General features: G+C 63.2%; 19 protein-coding genes. 7 read left to right on the forward strand and 12 right to left on the reverse strand.

The window, feature by feature from the left end; translation table 11 throughout:
• Positions 1 to 114: 114 nt before the first annotated feature.
• From ACODTW_RS26000 to ACODTW_RS26035, 8 genes are all read right to left on the reverse strand, one after another.
• The gene (locus ACODTW_RS26000) at positions 115 to 549 is read right to left on the reverse strand and encodes an ExbD/TolR family protein (protein ID WP_488949050.1); all 435 of its coding nucleotides are present in this window, start codon (positions 547 to 549) and stop codon (positions 115 to 117) included.
• 41 nt (positions 550 to 590) lie between these two features.
• On the reverse strand, positions 591 to 1,034 hold the full coding sequence (locus tag ACODTW_RS26005; protein WP_488949051.1) for an ExbD/TolR family protein: 444 nt from the start codon (positions 1,032 to 1,034) through the stop codon (positions 591 to 593).
• A 2-nt stretch (positions 1,035 to 1,036) separates the two neighbouring features.
• Positions 1,037 to 1,909: a MotA/TolQ/ExbB proton channel family protein gene (locus ACODTW_RS26010; protein WP_488949052.1), complete on the reverse strand. Its 873-nt coding sequence runs from the start codon at positions 1,907 to 1,909 to the stop codon at positions 1,037 to 1,039.
• A gap of 53 nt (positions 1,910 to 1,962) precedes the next feature.
• Positions 1,963 to 2,643 (reverse strand): energy transducer TonB, encoded by a 681-nt coding sequence (locus ACODTW_RS26015; protein ID WP_488949053.1) that lies wholly within the window; start codon positions 2,641 to 2,643, stop codon positions 1,963 to 1,965.
• Positions 2,644 to 2,954: 311 nt separating this feature from the next.
• The gene (locus ACODTW_RS26020) at positions 2,955 to 3,215 is read right to left on the reverse strand and encodes a hypothetical protein (protein WP_488949054.1); all 261 of its coding nucleotides are present in this window, start codon (positions 3,213 to 3,215) and stop codon (positions 2,955 to 2,957) included.
• Positions 3,216 to 3,446: 231 nt separating this feature from the next.
• On the reverse strand, positions 3,447 to 3,887 hold the full coding sequence (locus tag ACODTW_RS26025) for a protein tyrosine phosphatase family protein (RefSeq protein WP_488949055.1): 441 nt from the start codon (positions 3,885 to 3,887) through the stop codon (positions 3,447 to 3,449).
• A gap of 214 nt (positions 3,888 to 4,101) precedes the next feature.
• The gene (locus tag ACODTW_RS26030) at positions 4,102 to 4,614 is read right to left on the reverse strand and encodes a MarR family winged helix-turn-helix transcriptional regulator (protein WP_488949056.1); all 513 of its coding nucleotides are present in this window, start codon (positions 4,612 to 4,614) and stop codon (positions 4,102 to 4,104) included.
• 168 nt (positions 4,615 to 4,782) lie between these two features.
• Positions 4,783 to 5,445: a Fe2+-dependent dioxygenase gene (locus ACODTW_RS26035; protein ID WP_488949057.1), complete on the reverse strand. Its 663-nt coding sequence runs from the start codon at positions 5,443 to 5,445 to the stop codon at positions 4,783 to 4,785.
• Positions 5,446 to 5,570: 125 nt separating this feature from the next.
• Between ACODTW_RS26035 and ACODTW_RS26040 the strand changes: the two genes are divergently transcribed.
• Positions 5,571 to 6,386: a hypothetical protein gene (locus ACODTW_RS26040; RefSeq protein ID WP_488949058.1), complete on the forward strand. Its 816-nt coding sequence runs from the start codon at positions 5,571 to 5,573 to the stop codon at positions 6,384 to 6,386.
• A 7-nt stretch (positions 6,387 to 6,393) separates the two neighbouring features.
• Here ACODTW_RS26040 and ACODTW_RS26045 read toward each other — a convergent pair whose 3' ends face one another.
• Positions 6,394 to 7,155, reverse strand: a complete 762-nt coding sequence (locus ACODTW_RS26045) for an SDR family NAD(P)-dependent oxidoreductase (RefSeq protein ID WP_488949069.1) — start codon at positions 7,153 to 7,155, stop codon at positions 6,394 to 6,396.
• Between the two features lie 89 nt (positions 7,156 to 7,244).
• On the opposite strand from ACODTW_RS26045, the gene ACODTW_RS26050 reads away from it, so the two are divergent.
• Both ACODTW_RS26050 and gmk read left to right on the forward strand, forming a co-directional pair.
• On the forward strand, positions 7,245 to 8,177 hold the full coding sequence (locus ACODTW_RS26050) for a YicC/YloC family endoribonuclease (RefSeq protein WP_488949059.1): 933 nt from the start codon (positions 7,245 to 7,247) through the stop codon (positions 8,175 to 8,177).
• Positions 8,178 to 8,259: 82 nt separating this feature from the next.
• Positions 8,260 to 8,898 (forward strand): guanylate kinase, encoded by a 639-nt coding sequence (gene gmk / locus ACODTW_RS26055; RefSeq protein ID WP_488949060.1) that lies wholly within the window; start codon positions 8,260 to 8,262, stop codon positions 8,896 to 8,898.
• 123 nt (positions 8,899 to 9,021) lie between these two features.
• Here gmk and ACODTW_RS26060 read toward each other — a convergent pair whose 3' ends face one another.
• The gene (locus ACODTW_RS26060; protein WP_488949061.1) at positions 9,022 to 9,918 is read right to left on the reverse strand and encodes a 5'-nucleotidase, lipoprotein e(P4) family; all 897 of its coding nucleotides are present in this window, start codon (positions 9,916 to 9,918) and stop codon (positions 9,022 to 9,024) included.
• 74 nt (positions 9,919 to 9,992) lie between these two features.
• The gene (gene hemN / locus ACODTW_RS26065; protein ID WP_488949062.1) at positions 9,993 to 11,345 is read right to left on the reverse strand and encodes an oxygen-independent coproporphyrinogen III oxidase; all 1,353 of its coding nucleotides are present in this window, start codon (positions 11,343 to 11,345) and stop codon (positions 9,993 to 9,995) included.
• Positions 11,346 to 11,481: 136 nt separating this feature from the next.
• On the opposite strand from hemN, the gene rnhB reads away from it, so the two are divergent.
• From rnhB to ACODTW_RS26085, 4 genes are all read left to right on the forward strand, one after another.
• A complete protein-coding gene (gene rnhB, locus ACODTW_RS26070) occupies positions 11,482 to 12,114 on the forward strand; it encodes a ribonuclease HII (protein ID WP_488949063.1) in 633 nt (210 codons plus the stop codon).
• Positions 12,115 to 12,206: 92 nt separating this feature from the next.
• A complete protein-coding gene (locus ACODTW_RS26075) occupies positions 12,207 to 13,298 on the forward strand; it encodes a site-specific DNA-methyltransferase (RefSeq protein WP_488949064.1) in 1,092 nt (363 codons plus the stop codon).
• Positions 13,299 to 13,651: 353 nt separating this feature from the next.
• Entirely contained in the window at positions 13,652 to 13,804 is a 153-nt protein-coding gene (locus ACODTW_RS26080; RefSeq protein WP_488949065.1) for a hypothetical protein, read from the forward strand.
• A 42-nt stretch (positions 13,805 to 13,846) separates the two neighbouring features.
• Positions 13,847 to 13,999, forward strand: a complete 153-nt coding sequence (locus tag ACODTW_RS26085) for a hypothetical protein (RefSeq protein WP_488949066.1) — start codon at positions 13,847 to 13,849, stop codon at positions 13,997 to 13,999.
• 49 nt (positions 14,000 to 14,048) lie between these two features.
• On the opposite strand, the gene ACODTW_RS26090 is transcribed toward ACODTW_RS26085, so the two are convergent.
• Complete coding sequence (locus tag ACODTW_RS26090) at positions 14,049 to 16,901, reverse strand: ATP-binding protein (RefSeq protein WP_488949067.1); 2,853 nt, start codon at positions 16,899 to 16,901, stop codon at positions 14,049 to 14,051.
• Between the last annotated feature and the right edge of the window lie 226 nt (positions 16,902 to 17,127).

Here is a 17,127-nt window from a genome sequence, read left to right on the forward strand (position 1 = left end):
CGACGGGTGATACAGTACGGCCAGCCATCCGGCCGCGTCGGCAATGAAATCAGCAATTGGCGGCAGGTTTAAGGCGGGTCCATGTCGGACCCGCCTTATACTTCCGACCGACGATCAGTCCAGGAACTGCTCGCCGCCCACGAGGCCGATCTTGTTCAGGCCATTCCGCTGCGCGGCTGCCAGAACCATCGCCACATGCTTGTACTTCACCAGCTTGTTTGGACGCAGATGCACTTCCGGCTGCGGCTCCTTCAGAGCCGAAGACTGGATACGCTGCACCAACTCGTCACGTCCACTGACAACCTGATTGTTCCAGATCACCGTACCGTCGAAGTCGACGAGGATGTCGATGACTTCTGGCTCAACCTGGTTCTGCTGCGGCGGGGGCGGACCCGCCGGCATGTCGAGCTTCACGGCGTGGGTCTGAACCGGAATGGTGATGATGAGCATCACCAGAAGCACGAGCATCACGTCGATCAGTGGCGTCGTGTTCATTTCCGGGGCGACGCCACCGTCCTCGCCGCCGCCCGCACCTACACTCATGCCCATGGGGGCCTCCTATCCTTCAGGTCCCGGGGGTAGAACGGCGCTCAGCGAGCGCCGTTCAGGTAACCCGCGGGGGGCTCGGTGATAAAGCCGATCTTCAGGATGCCGGCACGCTGGCAGGTCACGACAACCTTGCCAACGAACTCGTACCGCCCTTCCTTGTCACCACGGATGTGGATCTCAGGCTGCGGTACCAGCACCGCCACTTCCTTCATGCGTTCGAACAGTGCGTTGTAATCCGGCAGCAAGGCCGCATTCCAATAGATGTTGCCATCCGGGTCGACACCGATCGTCACGTTTTCCGGCTTGGTCACAGTCGGCACGTTCGCTTCATTGGGAAGCTGAACGGGGATCGTCTGGATGGCCACCGGAATGGTCAGCAGGAAGATGATCAGCAGAACGAGCATCACGTCCACCAGCGGCGTCGTATTGATTTCCGACACCACTGAGTCTTCGCCGTCATCGGCGGTCCCGACGCTCATCCCCATGGTTAGGCGCTCCGCTTGGACTTCTGACCGGCGATCAGCAGGGCATGCAGATCGGAGGAGAAGTTGCGCAGACGGTCCATGACCAGCTTGTTACGGCGGGTCAGCCAGTTATAGGCCAGCACGGCCGGCACGGCGACCAGCAGACCGATGGCGGTCATGACCAGAGCGCTACCGACGGGGCCGGCGACCTTGTCGATCGAAGCCTGACCGGACAGACCGATGTTCACCAGGGCGTTCAGAATGCCCCACACCGTACCGAACAGACCGATGAAGGGGGCGGTGGAACCCACGGTGGCCAGGAAGGCCAGACCACCCTGCAGACGAGCATTGATGCTGTCGACCGAACGCTGCAGCGACATCGTCACCCAGGTGTTCAGGTCGATATGGTCGGTCAGGGCACCATCATGGTGTTCGGTGGCGCGCAGGCCGTCTTCGACGACACCGCGGAAAGCCGAGGTCTCCTTCAGGCGGGTCGCGCCTTCGGAAACCGAACCGGCGGTCCAGAAGTTCTTTTCAGCGGCAGAGGCCTGGGCCATCAGGCGGGCCTGCTCGATGATCTTGGTGACCAGGATGTACCAGGTACCGGCCGACATGATCACCAGCACGATCAGCACGGCCTGATCGACCGGGTCACCGTGGGCGACGATGGCCTTCAGGCCATAGGGGTTCTCGGCCGGGGCAGCAGCCTCATCGGCCGGAGCAGCCGGGGCCTCAGCAGCCGGGGCGGCGGCCGTCGCCTCGGTGGCGGGAGCGGCAGCCGGGGTCTCGGTAGCCGGGGTGGTGGACTGGGCAATGGCCGGGGCCGACAGCGTGGCGACAACGGCGGCGGCGGCGGCGAGGCGGCTGATGCCCGCCAGGGTGAACAGCTTGTTCATCGTAGCTCTGCTTTCAGACTTACGTGTTTCGATTTCGATCGATGCGATGAGGATCAGCGCGCATCTTCAAGGCGGAAGGTGAGCGGAACCAGTGTCGGCAGCCAGGCACCCTGGGGAGCACCATTGACCGTCGGCGGTTCACACTTCCACCGGCCACGCTTGGCTTCCTTCATCCAGGCCTGGTCCAGGCGCTCGAACCCGCTCGACTTTTGGATCGCACCATCAGAGATGCGGCCGTCAGCGTTGCAGTACAGGCGCATGAGAGTCGTGCCGGCCTCTTCCAGTCGGATCGACTGGGCGGGGTATTCGGCCCGGTTCTTCTGCAGGCTCTTCACATCAATCTTACCCCCCGTCGGCGGAGCCGGCGGTGCTTGCTCGACCGGGCGGGTCGGCACCACAACCGGGGGCCGTTCCGACGTCGTCGCCTGGATCGCCGTGGCCGGCGGCGGCGGCCGGGCAATGTCGATCTCGGGCGGCGGAATGAACGGCGGAGGAGGCGTATCGAACTTGGGCGGCGGCGGCGGCGGCGGCGTATCCGGCGGCGGCGGCTGAACTTCCTCAATGATCTCGGTCTTGATCGGATCGGTGATCACATGGACCACGTCACGAGCCAGACCCGTCATCAGGGCGTAGATCAACCCGATATGCAGAATAACGACCACCGCGACGCCCACCAACCGCCCTGAACTTTGCGGCTGTTGCCGCCGGTAAGGCGATTGCGACAGGTAGGACATCGGTCGGTCACTCGATCCACAGGGGGATGGGGCTTCCGCCATAACACACAAAGAAGCATCTGACACCCGCCGGTCTTGGTTAAAAGCCGGATTTTTCGTGTCAGCCCTTCAATGGGAGCCATGGGCCATTCCTCTCCTTCGGCGTCCGACCTTCCCTTACGGAAAGAACGAAATTTCAGAGTTCGAGGAACAGCATCGGAGGCTGGGGGCTTGGCCGGATCCCATAAGGATACCTGCGCCACAGCCAGTTGCGGTTATTGTGGCGGCGGGAGCGATCGGCACAGCGCCATACGCCACCCGCCAGTTCATCATCAGGCGAGGGCTGGCGGCCCGGTCGGGCAGCGCCCGGCCTCCCGATGGCGCCCTTCCGGCGTCAAGCCGATGCGAAGGGCGCGAATGACGTCGCTGCCACGCAGGGGCAGCGCGTAGAACAGTGCGATGGCGACGACAAGCAGGGTGGGGAGCAGTGACGGATCACCGCCAGCCATTTCGGCTTCCCGCTTGCCAAGTGCGGCAGGCCGCAACGTGGTCGCCGGCTGGGCTCCCAGATCCTGCACACGGGAGAGCGGCATAGCCTCCCCTGCAATGGACCAGGGTGCGGGCGACGACAAAGGCGAAACGATCCCGGGTACCGCAGCACCCCGGATCATCGAGACCAGGAACAGAAGAGCGAGGAGCCCACAGGCCCATCCGCGCGTCATGTCGTGTGTCGCCTCCGCCAACCGGCACCATGGCCGGATCGGGAGCGACACTCTCACAGCGTTGACGTCAACACAATGCCCTAAAGCGTGCCAAGCATACGATTATGCCCGCAAATGTGTGTGTTGAGCGATCAATCCGGCATAAGCCGAAAGATCATAACCCGCCATCGAGGCAGAATGTAATATTGCATCGCAATCGAGCGTGCCGGCTTTCGCTTCTGCGAGCGCCCACAGAATCGTGCTGCGGGTGCCGGAGCGGCAATGGGCCAGCACAGGACCCGGCGATCGGGCCAGCGCTTCACCGAACGCCGGCGCCACAGCCTCCAACGTCGGCATCGTGGCCGGCAGATAGACATAGGTGATGCCAAGTTCCGCGGCGAGCCGCGCAGCATCGGCGGAGGGGAGCTGACCAGGCTCCTCCCCGTCGGGACGATTATTGATGATGGTGCGGAAACCCGCGGCATGCGCCGACCGGATGTCCGCTTCCGTCACCTGCGGAGCGACCGACAAACCATCGACCAGTGGACGGAAATCTACTGTCATGACGCCCCACCTGAACTGATAATAGGAGTATGGACCGTGCGACCGACCTTATCCGCAGCACCTGCCGGCTCGCCACCACCAGACCGACCGGTCGGAGCAGCGAATCAGCCTATGCGGCAGCGCGGCATAAATGGGCCCGGCGTTGCTGCGCCGCAATATGCGGTTCTGCAACCCTGGCCCGGCCGAAACGGCTTGCATAGCTCCTATCTGGGCATCAGCCGGCAATGCGCAAGGGGGTCACGGCGGAATCGACAATGCCACGGGCGCGACGGCGCACGGTTACCAGCAAATCCAGCATGCGCTGACGCTGCTCCTGCGTCAGGTCGCGCAGCAGCATGTCATTGATGCCCTGACGCTTGGGCTGCAGGCGGCGCAGCACCTCCAGGCCCTCCGGCGTGACGCGCAGCAGCTTGCGGCGGCGGTCCTGCGGGTCATCCTGCTGGCTGATCAGGCCCTTGCGGATTAGTTCGGTGACGGTTGCGGAGATATGCGGGCGCGACAGACCGCGGGCCGAGGCGATCTCGGAAGAGAAAATGCCTTCATGGGTGCGCGCGCCATCCTGGAAATTGGCGTCGCCGGCGACATTCATCAGCACGGTCCATTGCGGTGCGGTCAGGCCAGCCTCGCTCAGCATGTCCTCGCACTGATGCGCAATGATGTTCGCCAGGTCCATCAGGTTGAGGGCGATGGCATCCTCGGCGCGGAAACGGAAAGCATTGGTCGTCATGGCGATGGTCCGGTGTCTGGTCTATGGATGCTGCCATCCTGACCAGATCGAGGCTGCTTCGCATTGACGCGGATCAATAAAGATTGCGTCTTCCAACCGTCCGACCGCCTATTTGTGCGCCCGTCACGCCAACGGCCGATCCACCGTTCCGTCCGGGAGCCGGCGCCGTCAGTCCTCAGCCCACCGGCGGATCAGATTCGAAAGGCACTTGGACAGAAGGTCGAATTCAGGCGTCTTGCCTTCGCGGTTGAATATCCCCTGCCGCGCCGTGTCCAGATCGAAAAGCAATTCACGCTCGCCAGCGTCGCGGATGAAGGAGCGTATCCAGCCGACGGCCACCAGACGTTGCCCGGCGGTGACCGGCTCCACCCGGTGCAGGGTGGTGGACGGGTAGAACAGGCCTGCACCCGCCGGCAGCTTGAAGGAGACATCGCCGGCCGCCGTCTCCATCACCAATTCGCCCCCCTCATAGCTGTCAGGGTCCGCAAGGAACAGCGTGAAGGAAACGTCGGTGCGGGTTCCCGCCATCAGGGCGTCATCAACATGACTGCCGTAATGCTGTCCGCCCGCGGCACGCGCGAACAGAATAGGGCCGAAACGATGAGGGCGCGTGGCCATGGCCACCACCGGCTGCCGACGGACGGCCCGTTCGACAAGTGCGCGCAGATCGGCATGGGCCGGGTCATCTCCGCGCAGCTGCTCGTTATCCTTGACCAGCCGCGCGTGCCAGCCGGCCGTGGCAGCACCCGGCTGAAACAGCCCCTGCGACAGCCGCTCCGCCATCAGCGCCACCTCGTCAGGCGACAGGACATTGGCGACAGGCAGTATCATCGCGCCCTCCTTCAGGCCCCAAAGTCACAACCGTTAAGATTGCGAATGACTTGCAATGGTTGAACCATCATGGCACGGTCGCCAGCTTGTCAGCCATCATTCTTGTACATGGGGAACCTGTTTCCATGATTCAGCTCCGTCCGCGCCTTTGGGTCGGTATCGGCCTTTCGGTTCTGGCCAGCGCCGCCCCGGCCCTGGCGGCCTCCGCCGATGCAGGACTTTGGCAACCCAGCGGCGCCCTGTTGATGCAGGTTGCCCAAGGCGGTGAGGGTGGAGAAGGCGGTGAAGGGGGCGAGGGGGGCGTGTCGGCGGAAGAAGCTGCCGGCGATCCCGTCGCCTTCATCAGCGCTCTGGACGTCACGGCCGCGCATTATCATGCCGGCCTGGCCGCCTTCAAATCAGGCGAGAAGCAGGCGGCCGGCGGGATGTTCGCCCACCCGATCTCCGAGATCTATATCGACCTGGAGCCGGTTTTCAGGGCCCAAGGGGCCACGCCGTTCCAGGACGAAATGACGAGGGCGTCGGAACTGGCCCTGAACAAGGCGCCGGTGGCGGAGGTGGAAAAGGCCGTGAAGGCAGTGCTGACTGCACTGGATGCAACCGCCGCCAAGGCACCGAGAACCACTAAAGGCCCACGGGAGGTGCAGGCCAGGCTGCTGGCCGGCATGCTGGAACGGGCGGCCCGCCAATACCGTTCCGCCGGGGCCACGACAGAGTTCGAACCCTATCTGGACGGGTACGGTTTCGCCGTCACGGCCAAGGTCCGCTCCCAGGGGCTGGTGAAGGCCGGCGTGCCCCTGCCGGCGGAGGTTCAGGCTGCCATCGACCTGTTGGCCAAGGCCTATCCCACAGCCCTGCGTCCGGCAAATCTACCGGTGGCCGCAGACGCGGTGACCGTTCAGGTCTCCAAGGCACAACTGGCCCTGTCGCGCATCCGCTGAGCAGGCTTCAGCCCTTGCGCGGGGCACGAGCCAGCAGGCTGTCCACCAGCCCGGGCGGCAGCACCCCCAGCAGCCAGGACACGGCATAGGTAGGGAACGGAAAGGCCACCCTTCCCCTCCCCGCTGCCAGACCACGGGCGATGATGCTGGCGGCACGGGTGGCATCCATCAGGAAGGGCATGGGGAACCTGTTGACCGCCGTCATCCGGCTGACCACGAATCCAGGACAGATGACACTGACGTCAACGCCTTGTCCAGCCAGATCACCGCGCAGCGCCTCCCCATAGACCCGCACGGCCGCCTTTGACCCGCAATAGGCCGCTGCCCCCGGCATGCCCCTGAAGGATGCGAGTGAAGACATCAGGACGATCTGTCCGCGCCGCCGCGCGACCATGGCCGGGATCAAAGGATGGATGCTGTTCAAGACCCCATCCAGGTTGACGGCGAAAATGGCACGGGCCTGCGCCTCCGTCTCCACCCCACCACCACTGCCTGCCGATATGCCGGCATTGGCAATGACCAGATCGACCGGCACCTCCGCGTCCCGGGCCCTGATCCAGGCTGCCAGGGCCGGACCGTCGGTCACATCAATGGTTGTCGTCTCCACGACGGCCCCCCTGGCGCGGCAGCGGGTCGCCACGTCGGCCAGCCGGCCGGCATCGCGGCCCGTCAGCAGCAGGCGAACGCCGGACGCTGCATAATGCAGCGCCAGGGCCTCTCCAATCCCGCTGGACGCACCCGTGATGAATATGCCGCGCGGATCACGCATCATCCGTTCCTTTTCCGTGGGGTCCTTGTTGCCGGAAGGCGGGGGCGATATAAACCGCGTCTCGCACCGCCCCAACGATCGAGCCTGATGTGACCCAAAATCCATCCGCCCGCAAGAGCAGCGCCCCCAACGCCAAGGGTGCCGTCATTTCCATGACCGGCTTCGCCCGCGCCGACGGCGGCAATGACCGGGCGCAGTGGGTCGTGGAGGCACGCAGCGTCAATGGCAAGGGGCGTGACCTGCGCTGCCGGCTGCCACAGGGGCTGGATGGGATCGAACCGGCGATCCGTGCCGCGGTGGAGGCGCGCCTGACCCGCGGCAACATCAATGTCGCGATCAATCTGACCCGCGCCGACAATACCGGCAGTCTGCTCATCAATCGTGACCTGCTGGCCCAGGTCCTGGTCCTGGCCCGCGAAATCGGGGGGCCCGACGCGCCGCCCCCCTCCATCGACACGCTTCTGTCCGTGCGGGGCGTCATCGACAGCACGGAGCCGCAGGAAACGGAAGAAGATCGCCTGGCCCTGGAACAGGCGATCACGGCCAGCGTCGTCATCGCCATTGACCGGCTGGTTGCCGCGCGCGCTGGTGAAGGCGCACATCTGGCGGCTGTGCTGCTGGACCATCTGGCGGAGATCGAGCGGCTGACGGATGCAGCGGCCGCCACGTCCTCGCTGCAGCCCGAGGCACTGCGGGCCAAGCTGCGCGCCCAGATCCAGGCCCTGCTGGATGCTGTGCCGCCGGTGGCGGAGGAACGGCTGGCGCAGGAAGCGGCGCTGCTGATTTCCAAGGCCGACGTGCGGGAGGAGTTGGACCGGCTGCGGGCCCATATCTCTCAAGCCCGCTCGATGCTGCGCGACGGTGGTGCCGTGGGGCGGCGTCTGGATTTCCTGTGCCAGGAATTCAATCGCGAGGCCAATACGCTGTGCAGCAAATCGGCCGACGTGGAACTGACGCGCATCGGCATGGAGTTGAAGGCCGTGATCGAACAGTTCCGCGAACAGGTCCAGAATATCGAATAGGGTGCCGCGCACCCTTCCCTTTCTCCCTTTCTCCCTTTCTCCCTTTCTCCCTTTCTCCCTTTCTCCTTGGCAGTTTTCTCTCATGTCCCAGATCCATCGCCGTGGCCTGATGCTCGTCCTGTCGTCCCCATCAGGCGCTGGCAAATCCACAATTTCCCGCGCATTGCTGCAGCGCGACAGCAACCTGTCCATGTCGGTATCGCTGACCACGCGCCCCATGCGCCCCGGTGAAATCGATGGGGTACATTACTATTTCGTCGACCATGCCGAGTTCGAGGCGCGGGTGGGCCGGCGTGAACTGCTGGAACATGCCCAGGTCTTCGGAAACCGCTATGGCACACCGCGCGGCCCCGTGGAGGATGCACTGCGTTCCGGCCGTGACGTGCTGTTCGACATCGACTGGCAGGGCACACAGCAATTGACGGAGTCAGCGGCGGACGATCTGGTCCGCGTCTTTATCCTGCCGCCCAGTGCCGCGGAGCTGGAGCGCCGTCTGACCACGCGCGCGCAGGACAGCGCCGAAGTCATTGCCATGCGCATGTCCAAGGCCAATGACGAGATGAGCCACTGGTCGGAATATGACTATGTCATCGTCAATCATGACGTGGAGCTCTCGGTTGCCGCCGTCCAGGCCATCCTGACGGCCGAGCGGCTGAAGCGTCGCCGCCAGGTCGGCCTGTCCGATTTCGTCCGCTCGCTGCAGGTCGGCACCACGGCCTGACCCGCCGTAAGGCGGACATGAAAATGGGGGCGGTCGCCATCGCGGCCGCCCCCATTTTCATGTCAGGCGCAGGCTTTCTTTTTCCTCAGTCGACAGCGCTGTTTCCGGTCAACCGAAACAGCTCTAATTCGCGCGCAGTGAACCACTGGTCGGTTCCGGCAGCACGTCCAGCCACTGGCCATAGGTCGGGTTGGGAATGACGATCCAGCGCGTGTCCCACAAATCCTCATGAGCCGCAGCGATACGGCCGCGGGCGGCGCTGTCGTCCTTGCGTGTCACGCTCATCATGTCGCTGAACTGATCGCCGAAGGACATGACGATCCGGTGGGTCTGCGCCACCTTGATGCGGCGGCTGGCCTTGTCGCTGGGGTGGCCATCCTGGCCCTTCAGCAACAGATCCTCCGGCGCCACCGGCCCCAGGCCCACGGCGTTCAGGTTGGCCAGCGTATCGGCATGTTGCGGGCAGGCATCGCCCGGAACCGTCTCCCGCGGCCGACATTCCCGGTTGGTGATATAGACGACGCGGACCTTGTTGCGACGCAGTTCCTTGACGAAATCCACAGCACCCGGCATGGGTGTGGCCGCACGTTCGGAAACCCAGCGGTCCCAGACAGTCAGGCTGAAACCGGGAATGCCCTGCAGGATGGACCGGGCCTGGAACGGACTGTTGTCCAGCACCGTCTCATCCACATCGAAAATGGCCGCAGGTGGCTTGCCCTTGCCGCCGTCGGTCTGCTCCAGCGCGGATGAACCCGGCTGCTTCAAGGCCGCCGGCAGGCGAAGGGCCGCCAGTTTGTAGGCCTGGATCGACAGCCGGCGCAGTTCTTCGGCCTGCTGCATATAAAGCGTGGCAACCAGACGCGGGTCGTGTTCCGGGTCAAGTTTGGGTGCGGACGGCGCCACCGGTACGGCCACCGGTGGCGGGGCATCCGTATGCCGGCCGGGCGCGGCCACGTTGATGGAACAGGCGGACAGGGTGGTGACGGACACCGCCAAGAGCAGGGTGCGGATGGAGCGCATTTCTTTGCACTATTATGACAGAACGGGCGGTGACAATGCCGCCCTCCGTCCCGCCTGTCCAGTCTCCCTGCCTGTCAGATGGCCTTGCTGTGCCGTCCACCCTCCGGATCCAGGTGCCGGTCGAACAGGGCAGCAACGCTGCGCACCAGCGGCCGTGCCGGTTCCGGAATGGTCAGGCGCGTACCATGCAGATGCGCCACACCGTCCTGAACCAGATCAGCGATGGCCCCGGCGTCAGGCATCAGCGCGTCATGCGGCGTTTCAAATGTCTCTGCCACCTTGGCCAGATCGACATCGAAACGACACATCAACGCCTCGATCACCGTGGCGCGCAGCTTGTCATCCAGGCTCATGCGGTAGCCCCGGGCCGTGGCCAGCCCATTCTCCTCCACCGCCTTCATATAGCCCGGCAAGGCCACGACATTGGCGACATAACCCTGTGGCAGCTTGCCGATGGCAGAGGCACCAAAGGCCAGCAGTGCATCGGCGCTGTCCGTCGTGTAGCCCTGGAAGTTCCGGCGCAGTGTGCCATTGCCGGCAGCCACGGCAATCGGATCATCAGGCCGGGCGAAATGGTCCATGCCGATGCGGACATAGCCGGCTTCCAGCACGGCCTGCTCCATCGCACGCAGCTGGGCGACGCGCTCATCAGCGTCAGGCAGCGTTTCGGTATCGATACGACCTTGATGGGCCTTGAAACCAGGCATGTGGGCGTAGCCGAAGATCGACAAACGGTCGGGCAACAGCCCCACAGCCTTGCGGACCGTCTCCACACAGCTGGCCACCGTCTGCTTCGGCAAGCCATAGATCAGGTCCAGATTGATGCCTTCTATCCCGACGGCCCGCAGCCCATCGACGGCGTCGCGCGTCATCTCGAACGGCTGAATCCGATTGATGGCGGCCTGTACGTCCGGATCGAAGCTCTGGACACCCAGCGAGGCACGCGTGACACCGACATCACCCAAGGCCGCGATCATGTCGATGGTCAGGGTGCGCGGATCAATCTCGATGGCGATTTCTGCATCCGGTGCAATGGTGAAGCGCGTGCGCAGTTCGGCCATCAGGGCCCGAAAGCCATCGACGGGCAGCAAGGTCGGCGTACCGCCACCGAAATGCACATGGCGCACCTCCGGACCCTCGGGCAGCAACCCGGCGACGGTCCGCAGTTCCGTCGACAGCGCGGCCAGATAGGTCCAGATCGGATCCTCATGCCGAACCACCGTCGTGTGGCAACCGCAGTACCAGCACATGGATTTGCAGAACGGCAGATGCAGATAAAGCGACAGCGCGGAACGTGGATCCATGTCCGCCAGCCACCCGCGATAGGTCTGCTGCGTCACCGCCTCTGTGAAATGCGGCGAGGCGGGGTAGGACGTGTAGCGGGGCACACGCTGGTGACGGTACTTGGCAACAAGGTCGGGACGCATCGGGGCCTCAGGCGGGCTTGGATCGCTGAATTTTCCAATATTGCGCCCGCCACACCGATGCGGCTTTGATCCAGCGCAATCTTTCAGCAGTCAGGTGGGGCTTGCGTGCCGGCGTCCGATTTGGCATCCCAACCCGATGCTTGACCTCTCCCACGAAATTCGCCTGGGCCACGGCCCCGACTTCCCGGTTTGCGGCGTCGACGAGGCGGGACGCGGCCCCCTGGCTGGCCCGGTTGTGGCCGCAGCGGTGCTGCTGCCCTGCGGCCCCGTTCCCGCCTGGTGCGCCGGCATCAATGACAGCAAGCAGGTAAGGCCCGCCCATCGGGAGGCGATGTTTGCCGCGATCACGGCCAACGCCCCCTTTGGGGTCGGCATCGCGTCGGTGGAAGAAATCGACGCGATCAATATTTTACAGGCCACTTTCCTGGCCATGACCCGCGCCGTCGACGAATTGGCCATCCGGATGGGCCGGATGCCCGCCTTGGCATTGATCGACGGCAACCGCGCGCCGAAACTTCGTTGCCAAACGGAAACCCTGGTGGAAGGCGACGCATTGTCCCTGTCCGTCGCCGCCGCCTCCATCATTGCCAAGGTCACGCGGGACAAGATCATGGGGCAGTTGGCCCTGGAACACCCCGGATATGGTTGGGAACGGAATCAGGGCTATGGCACAGCGGCGCACCGTGCAGCCATTAAACAGCTGGGCATCACGCCCCATCACCGCCGTTCTTTTGCACCAGTTTCCGAACAACTCTCCCTAACGCTCTGACTCTTTTGACTCTTCCAAAAAATTCCTGTTGACGGCGACTCGGGGCCGACTCATTGTCGGCAAAAATCAACTCCCGATTCGGCGGCAGAAAAATGCGCGAAAAACTTGCGACCAACCGGATTCTCGTCGGTGATTGCGTACAATTGATGCGGGACATGCCGGCCGGGTCGGTCGATGTGGTGTTCGCCGATCCGCCCTATAATCTTCAGCTCAATGGCGATCTGATGCGCCCCAACCACACCCGCGTCGATGGCGTGGATGAAGACTGGGATCGTTTCCAGGATTTCCAAACCTATGATCGGTTCACGCGTGACTGGCTGGACGCGGCCCGCCACACGTTGAAGGACGATGGCACCCTGTGGGTCATCGGCAGTTATCACAATATTTTCCGCGTGGGCGCCATTCTTCAGGATCTGGGCTTCTGGGTGCTGAACGACATCATCTGGCGCAAGTCCAACCCCATGCCGAATTTCAAGGGAAGGCGCTTCGCCAACGCCCACGAAACCATGATTTGGGCGTCCAAATCCAAGGACAGCAAATATTACTTCGCCTACGAAGCAATGAAGTCATTGAACGAAGATCTGCAGATGCGGTCGGATTGGACACTGCCTCTCTGCACGGGTTCGGAACGGCTGCGCGATGAAACTGGGCAAAAGGCCCATCCGACACAAAAGCCGGAAAGTCTGCTGTTCCGCGTACTGATGTCGTCCACAAAGGTGGGCGACACAGTGCTCGACCCCTTCTTCGGCACGGGCACGACCGGCGCTGTGGCAAAACGCCTGCGCCGCAAGTGGATCGGGATCGAGCGTGAGCACACCTATGCCCGCCTGGCCAATGAACGCATCGCCCAGGTGGAAGAAGTCGCAGAGCCAGAGTTGCTGGAGGTCACGTCCAAGCGGTCACAGCCGCGCGTGCCGTTCGGCAACCTGATCGAGCGCGGCTATCTGAAGCCCGGCACCATGTTGTTCGACCAGCGTCGACGTCATATTGCCAAGGTCCGCGCCGACGGGACACTGGTGGCGCAGAACCATCTGGGCGAACACAAGGGCTCCATCCACCAGGTGGGGGCTGCCATGCAGGGCCTGCCGGCCTGCAACGGCTGGACCTTCTGGCACTTCCAGCAAGGTGGCGCCCTTGCCCCCATTGATGTGCTGCGTCAGCAGGTGATCAGCGAAAAGCACTGACCAAACCACCCTTTCGTTCAGAACAACTAACCCAAAGCCCCCTGCCGTCCGGACGGCAGGGGGCTTTGTCTTTGGCGCAACCCTGCTCCGCCCTACCCTTCCCCAACAGCAACGGCTCCCCACATCCAGGCCAATCGTCCAGAAATGGACAGTGGTACAGCATCAGTGTCCATAAACGGACACAGAGTTCCCCAACAACGTCGCCATTTCGACCATCAGAGGTCAAAATCGTGACAAAGTCGCAAAATTGCCCATCAACACCCCCTGGTATTTTCCAGAATCCCTGAAAAATCCACTTGGCACACCCTTTGCTGATATGGGGTCATCGAAACGCCGAACACACGGAGACGAAAATGACGAACCTGACGAACACCGCCAACACCGCCGACGACAGCCTGGTTGCCAGCGTCCTGGCCTCGATGCCCACCGCCGCCGACCTGCTGGAAGCTGTCGCTGCGCTGGCCACCGCCGCCCTGCTGACCTTCAGCCTGAACCTGATGCTCTGATCCGACCTGCCACCCCACCCACCAGTCTCAAGGAGAGTTCAAATGTCCGCCCTGATCCAGTCCGCCGCCAACGACGCTGACGAAATTGTTTCCGGCTTCCGCGCCACGCTGATCAATGCCACGGAAGCACTTGAAGCCGCGGCGCTGCTGTCCATCGCCGCTTCCATGACCATCCTGCTGAACGCGCTGTTCTGATCCCTTCCGTCCTGACTGACCGATGTGCCCCCCTCAGAGCGGGTGCTGGTCAGCGGACGGAAGGCGGCAGGCTGGCCGGCGGTCCACCCGGCACCTCGCATGGAATACGCAATGTGGCCACCGTACCCTGACCGGGCACACTGTCCACCATGATGGTGCCGTTCAAACGCTGGGTGACCTGATTGAAGGCCACATGCAGACCCAGCCCCATGCTTCCCGATGCCCGGCGCGTGGTGAAGAACGGATCGAACACCTTGGGCAGGATTTCCGGCGCGATGCCGGCACCCTTGTCAGTGACAGTGATTTCAACCAGCCGTGCATCCAGTCTGCGCGCCGCGATCCATACGGTTCCCGGTGCTCCGGGCTCGTAAGCATGATCCGCGACATTGGCCAGCAGGTTGGATATGGCCTGCGCCAGGGCACCGGGATAGGTGTCCATGTGAATGGTCGGGATTTCAAGCGCGACCTTGTTACCGTTCGCCGCAATGCGGGCGCGCATCAGGCTGATGATTTCCTTGATATAATCGCCCAGTTCAAACTGCCGCCGCTCGTCGCTGCCCTGATCGACCGCCACGCCCTTGAAGGTGCGGACCATGTCGGCGGCGCGCACGACATTGCGTTGGGCAAGGGTTGCCAGTTCCTGGCCACTTTCCAGATGCTCCGACAATGAAGCGCGGGTCAAGGCGCCGGTGGCGACCTGATCCCGCATCGCCCGGATATTGTCGTTCAGTTGCGATACGGCCGAGAGTGTGACGCCCAGAGGGGTGTTCACCTCATGCGCCACGCCTGCAACCAACTGGCCAAGTGCAGCCATCTTTTCCTGTTGCACCAGCCGCTGCAGCGCCTCCCGCAGTTCCTCAACGGCCCTGTCGACCTGCTGATAGGCGGCCGCATTGGACATGGCAATGGCGCCATAGGCACAGATGGTGCGGAAAATCAGCAGCTCCCGCGGGCCATAGGCGTTGGGGCGATCACTCTGGACCGACACGACGCCCAGTACCCTGTCCCCCATGCTGAGGGGACGGTAGAGGACCGTGCGCATATGGCGGGTCCCCGGCACCGTCCGGACATTGGTAGGCTCTCCCCAGGAAACCAGGATTTCATCATTGTCACGGACACACCGTGCCGAAAGCGTATCGGAGGCAAGCGGCACCTGCCGCGGTGGCAGACGCCGGCCATCCTCCATACGGTACAGGATGTTGATGGTGCCGGACGTCTCGTCCTTCAATCCCAGGAACAGGGTATTGATATGGATAAGATCCTGCAGGTGCAGGGACAGGGTCGCAAAAACGGCCTCGCTGTCCAGCCGGGCGGTGATTTCCTGCCCGATGGAGCCCATCTTTTCCAGCACCTGGTTGGCGCGGTCCAGTTCGGCGGCACGGGCCGCTTCCGCCTGTGCAAGATTGCGGTGATGTTCGGCATCGGCCCGCGCGCGCGCCGTATCGAACCGCACCTGCATCGCCAGGATGCGCGCGCCATTCTGCCTGTCGAAGTTCCGTTGCCAGCTGTCACGGGCCTTGCGTTCGTAGGTCAGGGCCTGCTGGAAATCACCGGAGGCCTCGAAAAGCCGCGCCAGTTCATCGTAAAGATCACTGCGCAGGTTCATGCCATCCAGAGATTCACCCAGCCGGACGGCCTCCAGCAGCAGGGGAATTGCCCGATCGGCATGACCATCCCTGGCACGCTGAATGCCGGCCAGAACGCGCAACGATTCGATGGCGTAATAGGGGTTGCCGCGCGGCTTGTCGGAATGGCGCAGGCGAAGGGCGACTGTTTCCGCCTCTTCCAGCCGCCCCAATCCCAGCAATGCCGAAGCCAATGCGGCTGTATGAACCGGAATCATGTCGATATGGCCAACACGGTCGGCGATAGCTCCAGCTTCCTGGTACCAGGCCAGCGCATGATGCCAATCGCCCATGGCCCGGTACAGGTTGCCAAAGGCCATGTAGGCGATGAAGTGGCGCCGGGTGCCAGGCAGGCGACGCAGATAGGGTATCGCCTCCTCGAACAGGGCCCGTGCACGATCATATTGCCCAAGGCTGGTTGTTGTTTCCGCCATGGATGACAGGCTGCTGCCCATCGCTTCCGGCCACCCGGCGGCCTTGGCCAAGGCGAAGGCCTTTTCCTTCCATTCCAAGGCCGTCGGCAGATCGAAAAGATTGGCGTAGGAGGAACCGGTCACCATGGCCAAGTGGATGGCAAGCCGCACCGCGCCGACCTGCACGGCATTATCGAATGCACTTTCCCATTCACGGATGGATTGGGGAAAATCACCCCGCTTGAAATCCAGGTTGCCGCGATAGAGGCCAAGTTGGGCTTGCGCTGCCGGGTGCAGGATGTCCGGCGCCAAAGTCAGCAGCGCGGCCCACCGCTCCGCCGTATCGGCGACAACCACATATTCTTCTTCTGAAGCCAGACGGGCCCGGGCGATGGTTGCACGGACGGGTTCATCCCCCCGGTCAAAACACTCGATTGCTTCCAACAGAAGCTGGCGCCCGCGATCCACCTCGCCCCGCCCGATATGGCAATCGGCGTCCACCATCGCGCAATCGCCCAGACCGATCACGTCGTCTGCACGAACGAACAAGGACCGCGCCTCGCGAAGCAGCACGGTGAAGACGTCGAAGTCGCCCCGCAGGCGGACAATTTCGGCTTCTGTCAGCAGGGCTCGGCCTGCCAGGCACCAATCCTCCCGATCGCCGCCCTCGATCAGACGGCCCAGCAGATGCCGATTACTTTGCAGAAGCTCAACACTTTGTTGCGTGTCCTTCTGGCGCAGATACCACGCCAGTTTCAGCCCCTCCCCTATGGGGCCATCTCCCGGACCGTCAGGTTCGCCGGGAGCCAGCAATGCAGCAATGGTTTCTGGTCGCCCGAAAAATTCGGTAACGTCGTCTCGCATTGCGTTCCGCTGCTGCCCCTGGGCCGAACCCAACTCTATTCCCGCCCCAGAATGAAATGAGACGGGGGGGTGTGTCCACCCCCCCGTTCCTGGAGGAAACCAACTTACTTCAAATCAGCATCCGGTTCGTTCATTTCCGTTGCATCGTTCATTTCCGACGGTTCGTTCATTTCCGTTGCATCGTTCATTTCCGACGGCTCATTCATCTCCGTCGCGTCGTTCATTT

The sequence above is a fragment of the Niveispirillum sp. FG148 genome (genome assembly GCF_057809655.1).

Excerpts from the sequence above, each read along its gene's own strand:
- ACODTW_RS26000 (WP_488949050.1), bottom strand. The coding sequence starts at position 549 with ATGGGCATGAGTGTAGGTGCGGGCGGCGGCGAGGACGGTGGCGTCGCC.
- ACODTW_RS26005 (WP_488949051.1), bottom strand. The coding sequence starts at position 1,034 with ATGGGGATGAGCGTCGGGACCGCCGATGACGGCGAAGACTCAGTGGTG.
- ACODTW_RS26010 (WP_488949052.1), bottom strand. The coding sequence starts at position 1,909 with ATGAACAAGCTGTTCACCCTGGCGGGCATCAGCCGCCTCGCCGCCGCC.
- ACODTW_RS26015 (WP_488949053.1), bottom strand. The coding sequence starts at position 2,643 with ATGTCCTACCTGTCGCAATCGCCTTACCGGCGGCAACAGCCGCAAAGT.
- ACODTW_RS26020 (WP_488949054.1), bottom strand. The coding sequence starts at position 3,215 with ATGCCGCTCTCCCGTGTGCAGGATCTGGGAGCCCAGCCGGCGACCACG.
- ACODTW_RS26025 (WP_488949055.1), bottom strand. The coding sequence starts at position 3,887 with ATGACAGTAGATTTCCGTCCACTGGTCGATGGTTTGTCGGTCGCTCCG.
- ACODTW_RS26030 (WP_488949056.1), bottom strand. The coding sequence starts at position 4,614 with ATGACGACCAATGCTTTCCGTTTCCGCGCCGAGGATGCCATCGCCCTC.
- ACODTW_RS26035 (WP_488949057.1), bottom strand. The coding sequence starts at position 5,445 with ATGATACTGCCTGTCGCCAATGTCCTGTCGCCTGACGAGGTGGCGCTG.
- ACODTW_RS26040 (WP_488949058.1), top strand. The coding sequence starts at position 5,571 with ATGATTCAGCTCCGTCCGCGCCTTTGGGTCGGTATCGGCCTTTCGGTT.
- ACODTW_RS26045 (WP_488949069.1), bottom strand. The coding sequence starts at position 7,155 with ATGCGTGATCCGCGCGGCATATTCATCACGGGTGCGTCCAGCGGGATT.
- gmk (WP_488949060.1), top strand. The coding sequence starts at position 8,260 with ATGTCCCAGATCCATCGCCGTGGCCTGATGCTCGTCCTGTCGTCCCCA.
- ACODTW_RS26060 (WP_488949061.1), bottom strand. The coding sequence starts at position 9,918 with ATGCGCTCCATCCGCACCCTGCTCTTGGCGGTGTCCGTCACCACCCTG.
- hemN (WP_488949062.1), bottom strand. The coding sequence starts at position 11,345 with ATGCGTCCCGACCTTGTTGCCAAGTACCGTCACCAGCGTGTGCCCCGC.
- rnhB (WP_488949063.1), top strand. The coding sequence starts at position 11,482 with ATGCTTGACCTCTCCCACGAAATTCGCCTGGGCCACGGCCCCGACTTC.
- ACODTW_RS26075 (WP_488949064.1), top strand. The coding sequence starts at position 12,207 with ATGCGCGAAAAACTTGCGACCAACCGGATTCTCGTCGGTGATTGCGTA.
- ACODTW_RS26080 (WP_488949065.1), top strand. The coding sequence starts at position 13,652 with ATGACGAACCTGACGAACACCGCCAACACCGCCGACGACAGCCTGGTT.
- ACODTW_RS26085 (WP_488949066.1), top strand. The coding sequence starts at position 13,847 with ATGTCCGCCCTGATCCAGTCCGCCGCCAACGACGCTGACGAAATTGTT.
- ACODTW_RS26090 (WP_488949067.1), bottom strand. The coding sequence starts at position 16,901 with ATGCGAGACGACGTTACCGAATTTTTCGGGCGACCAGAAACCATTGCT.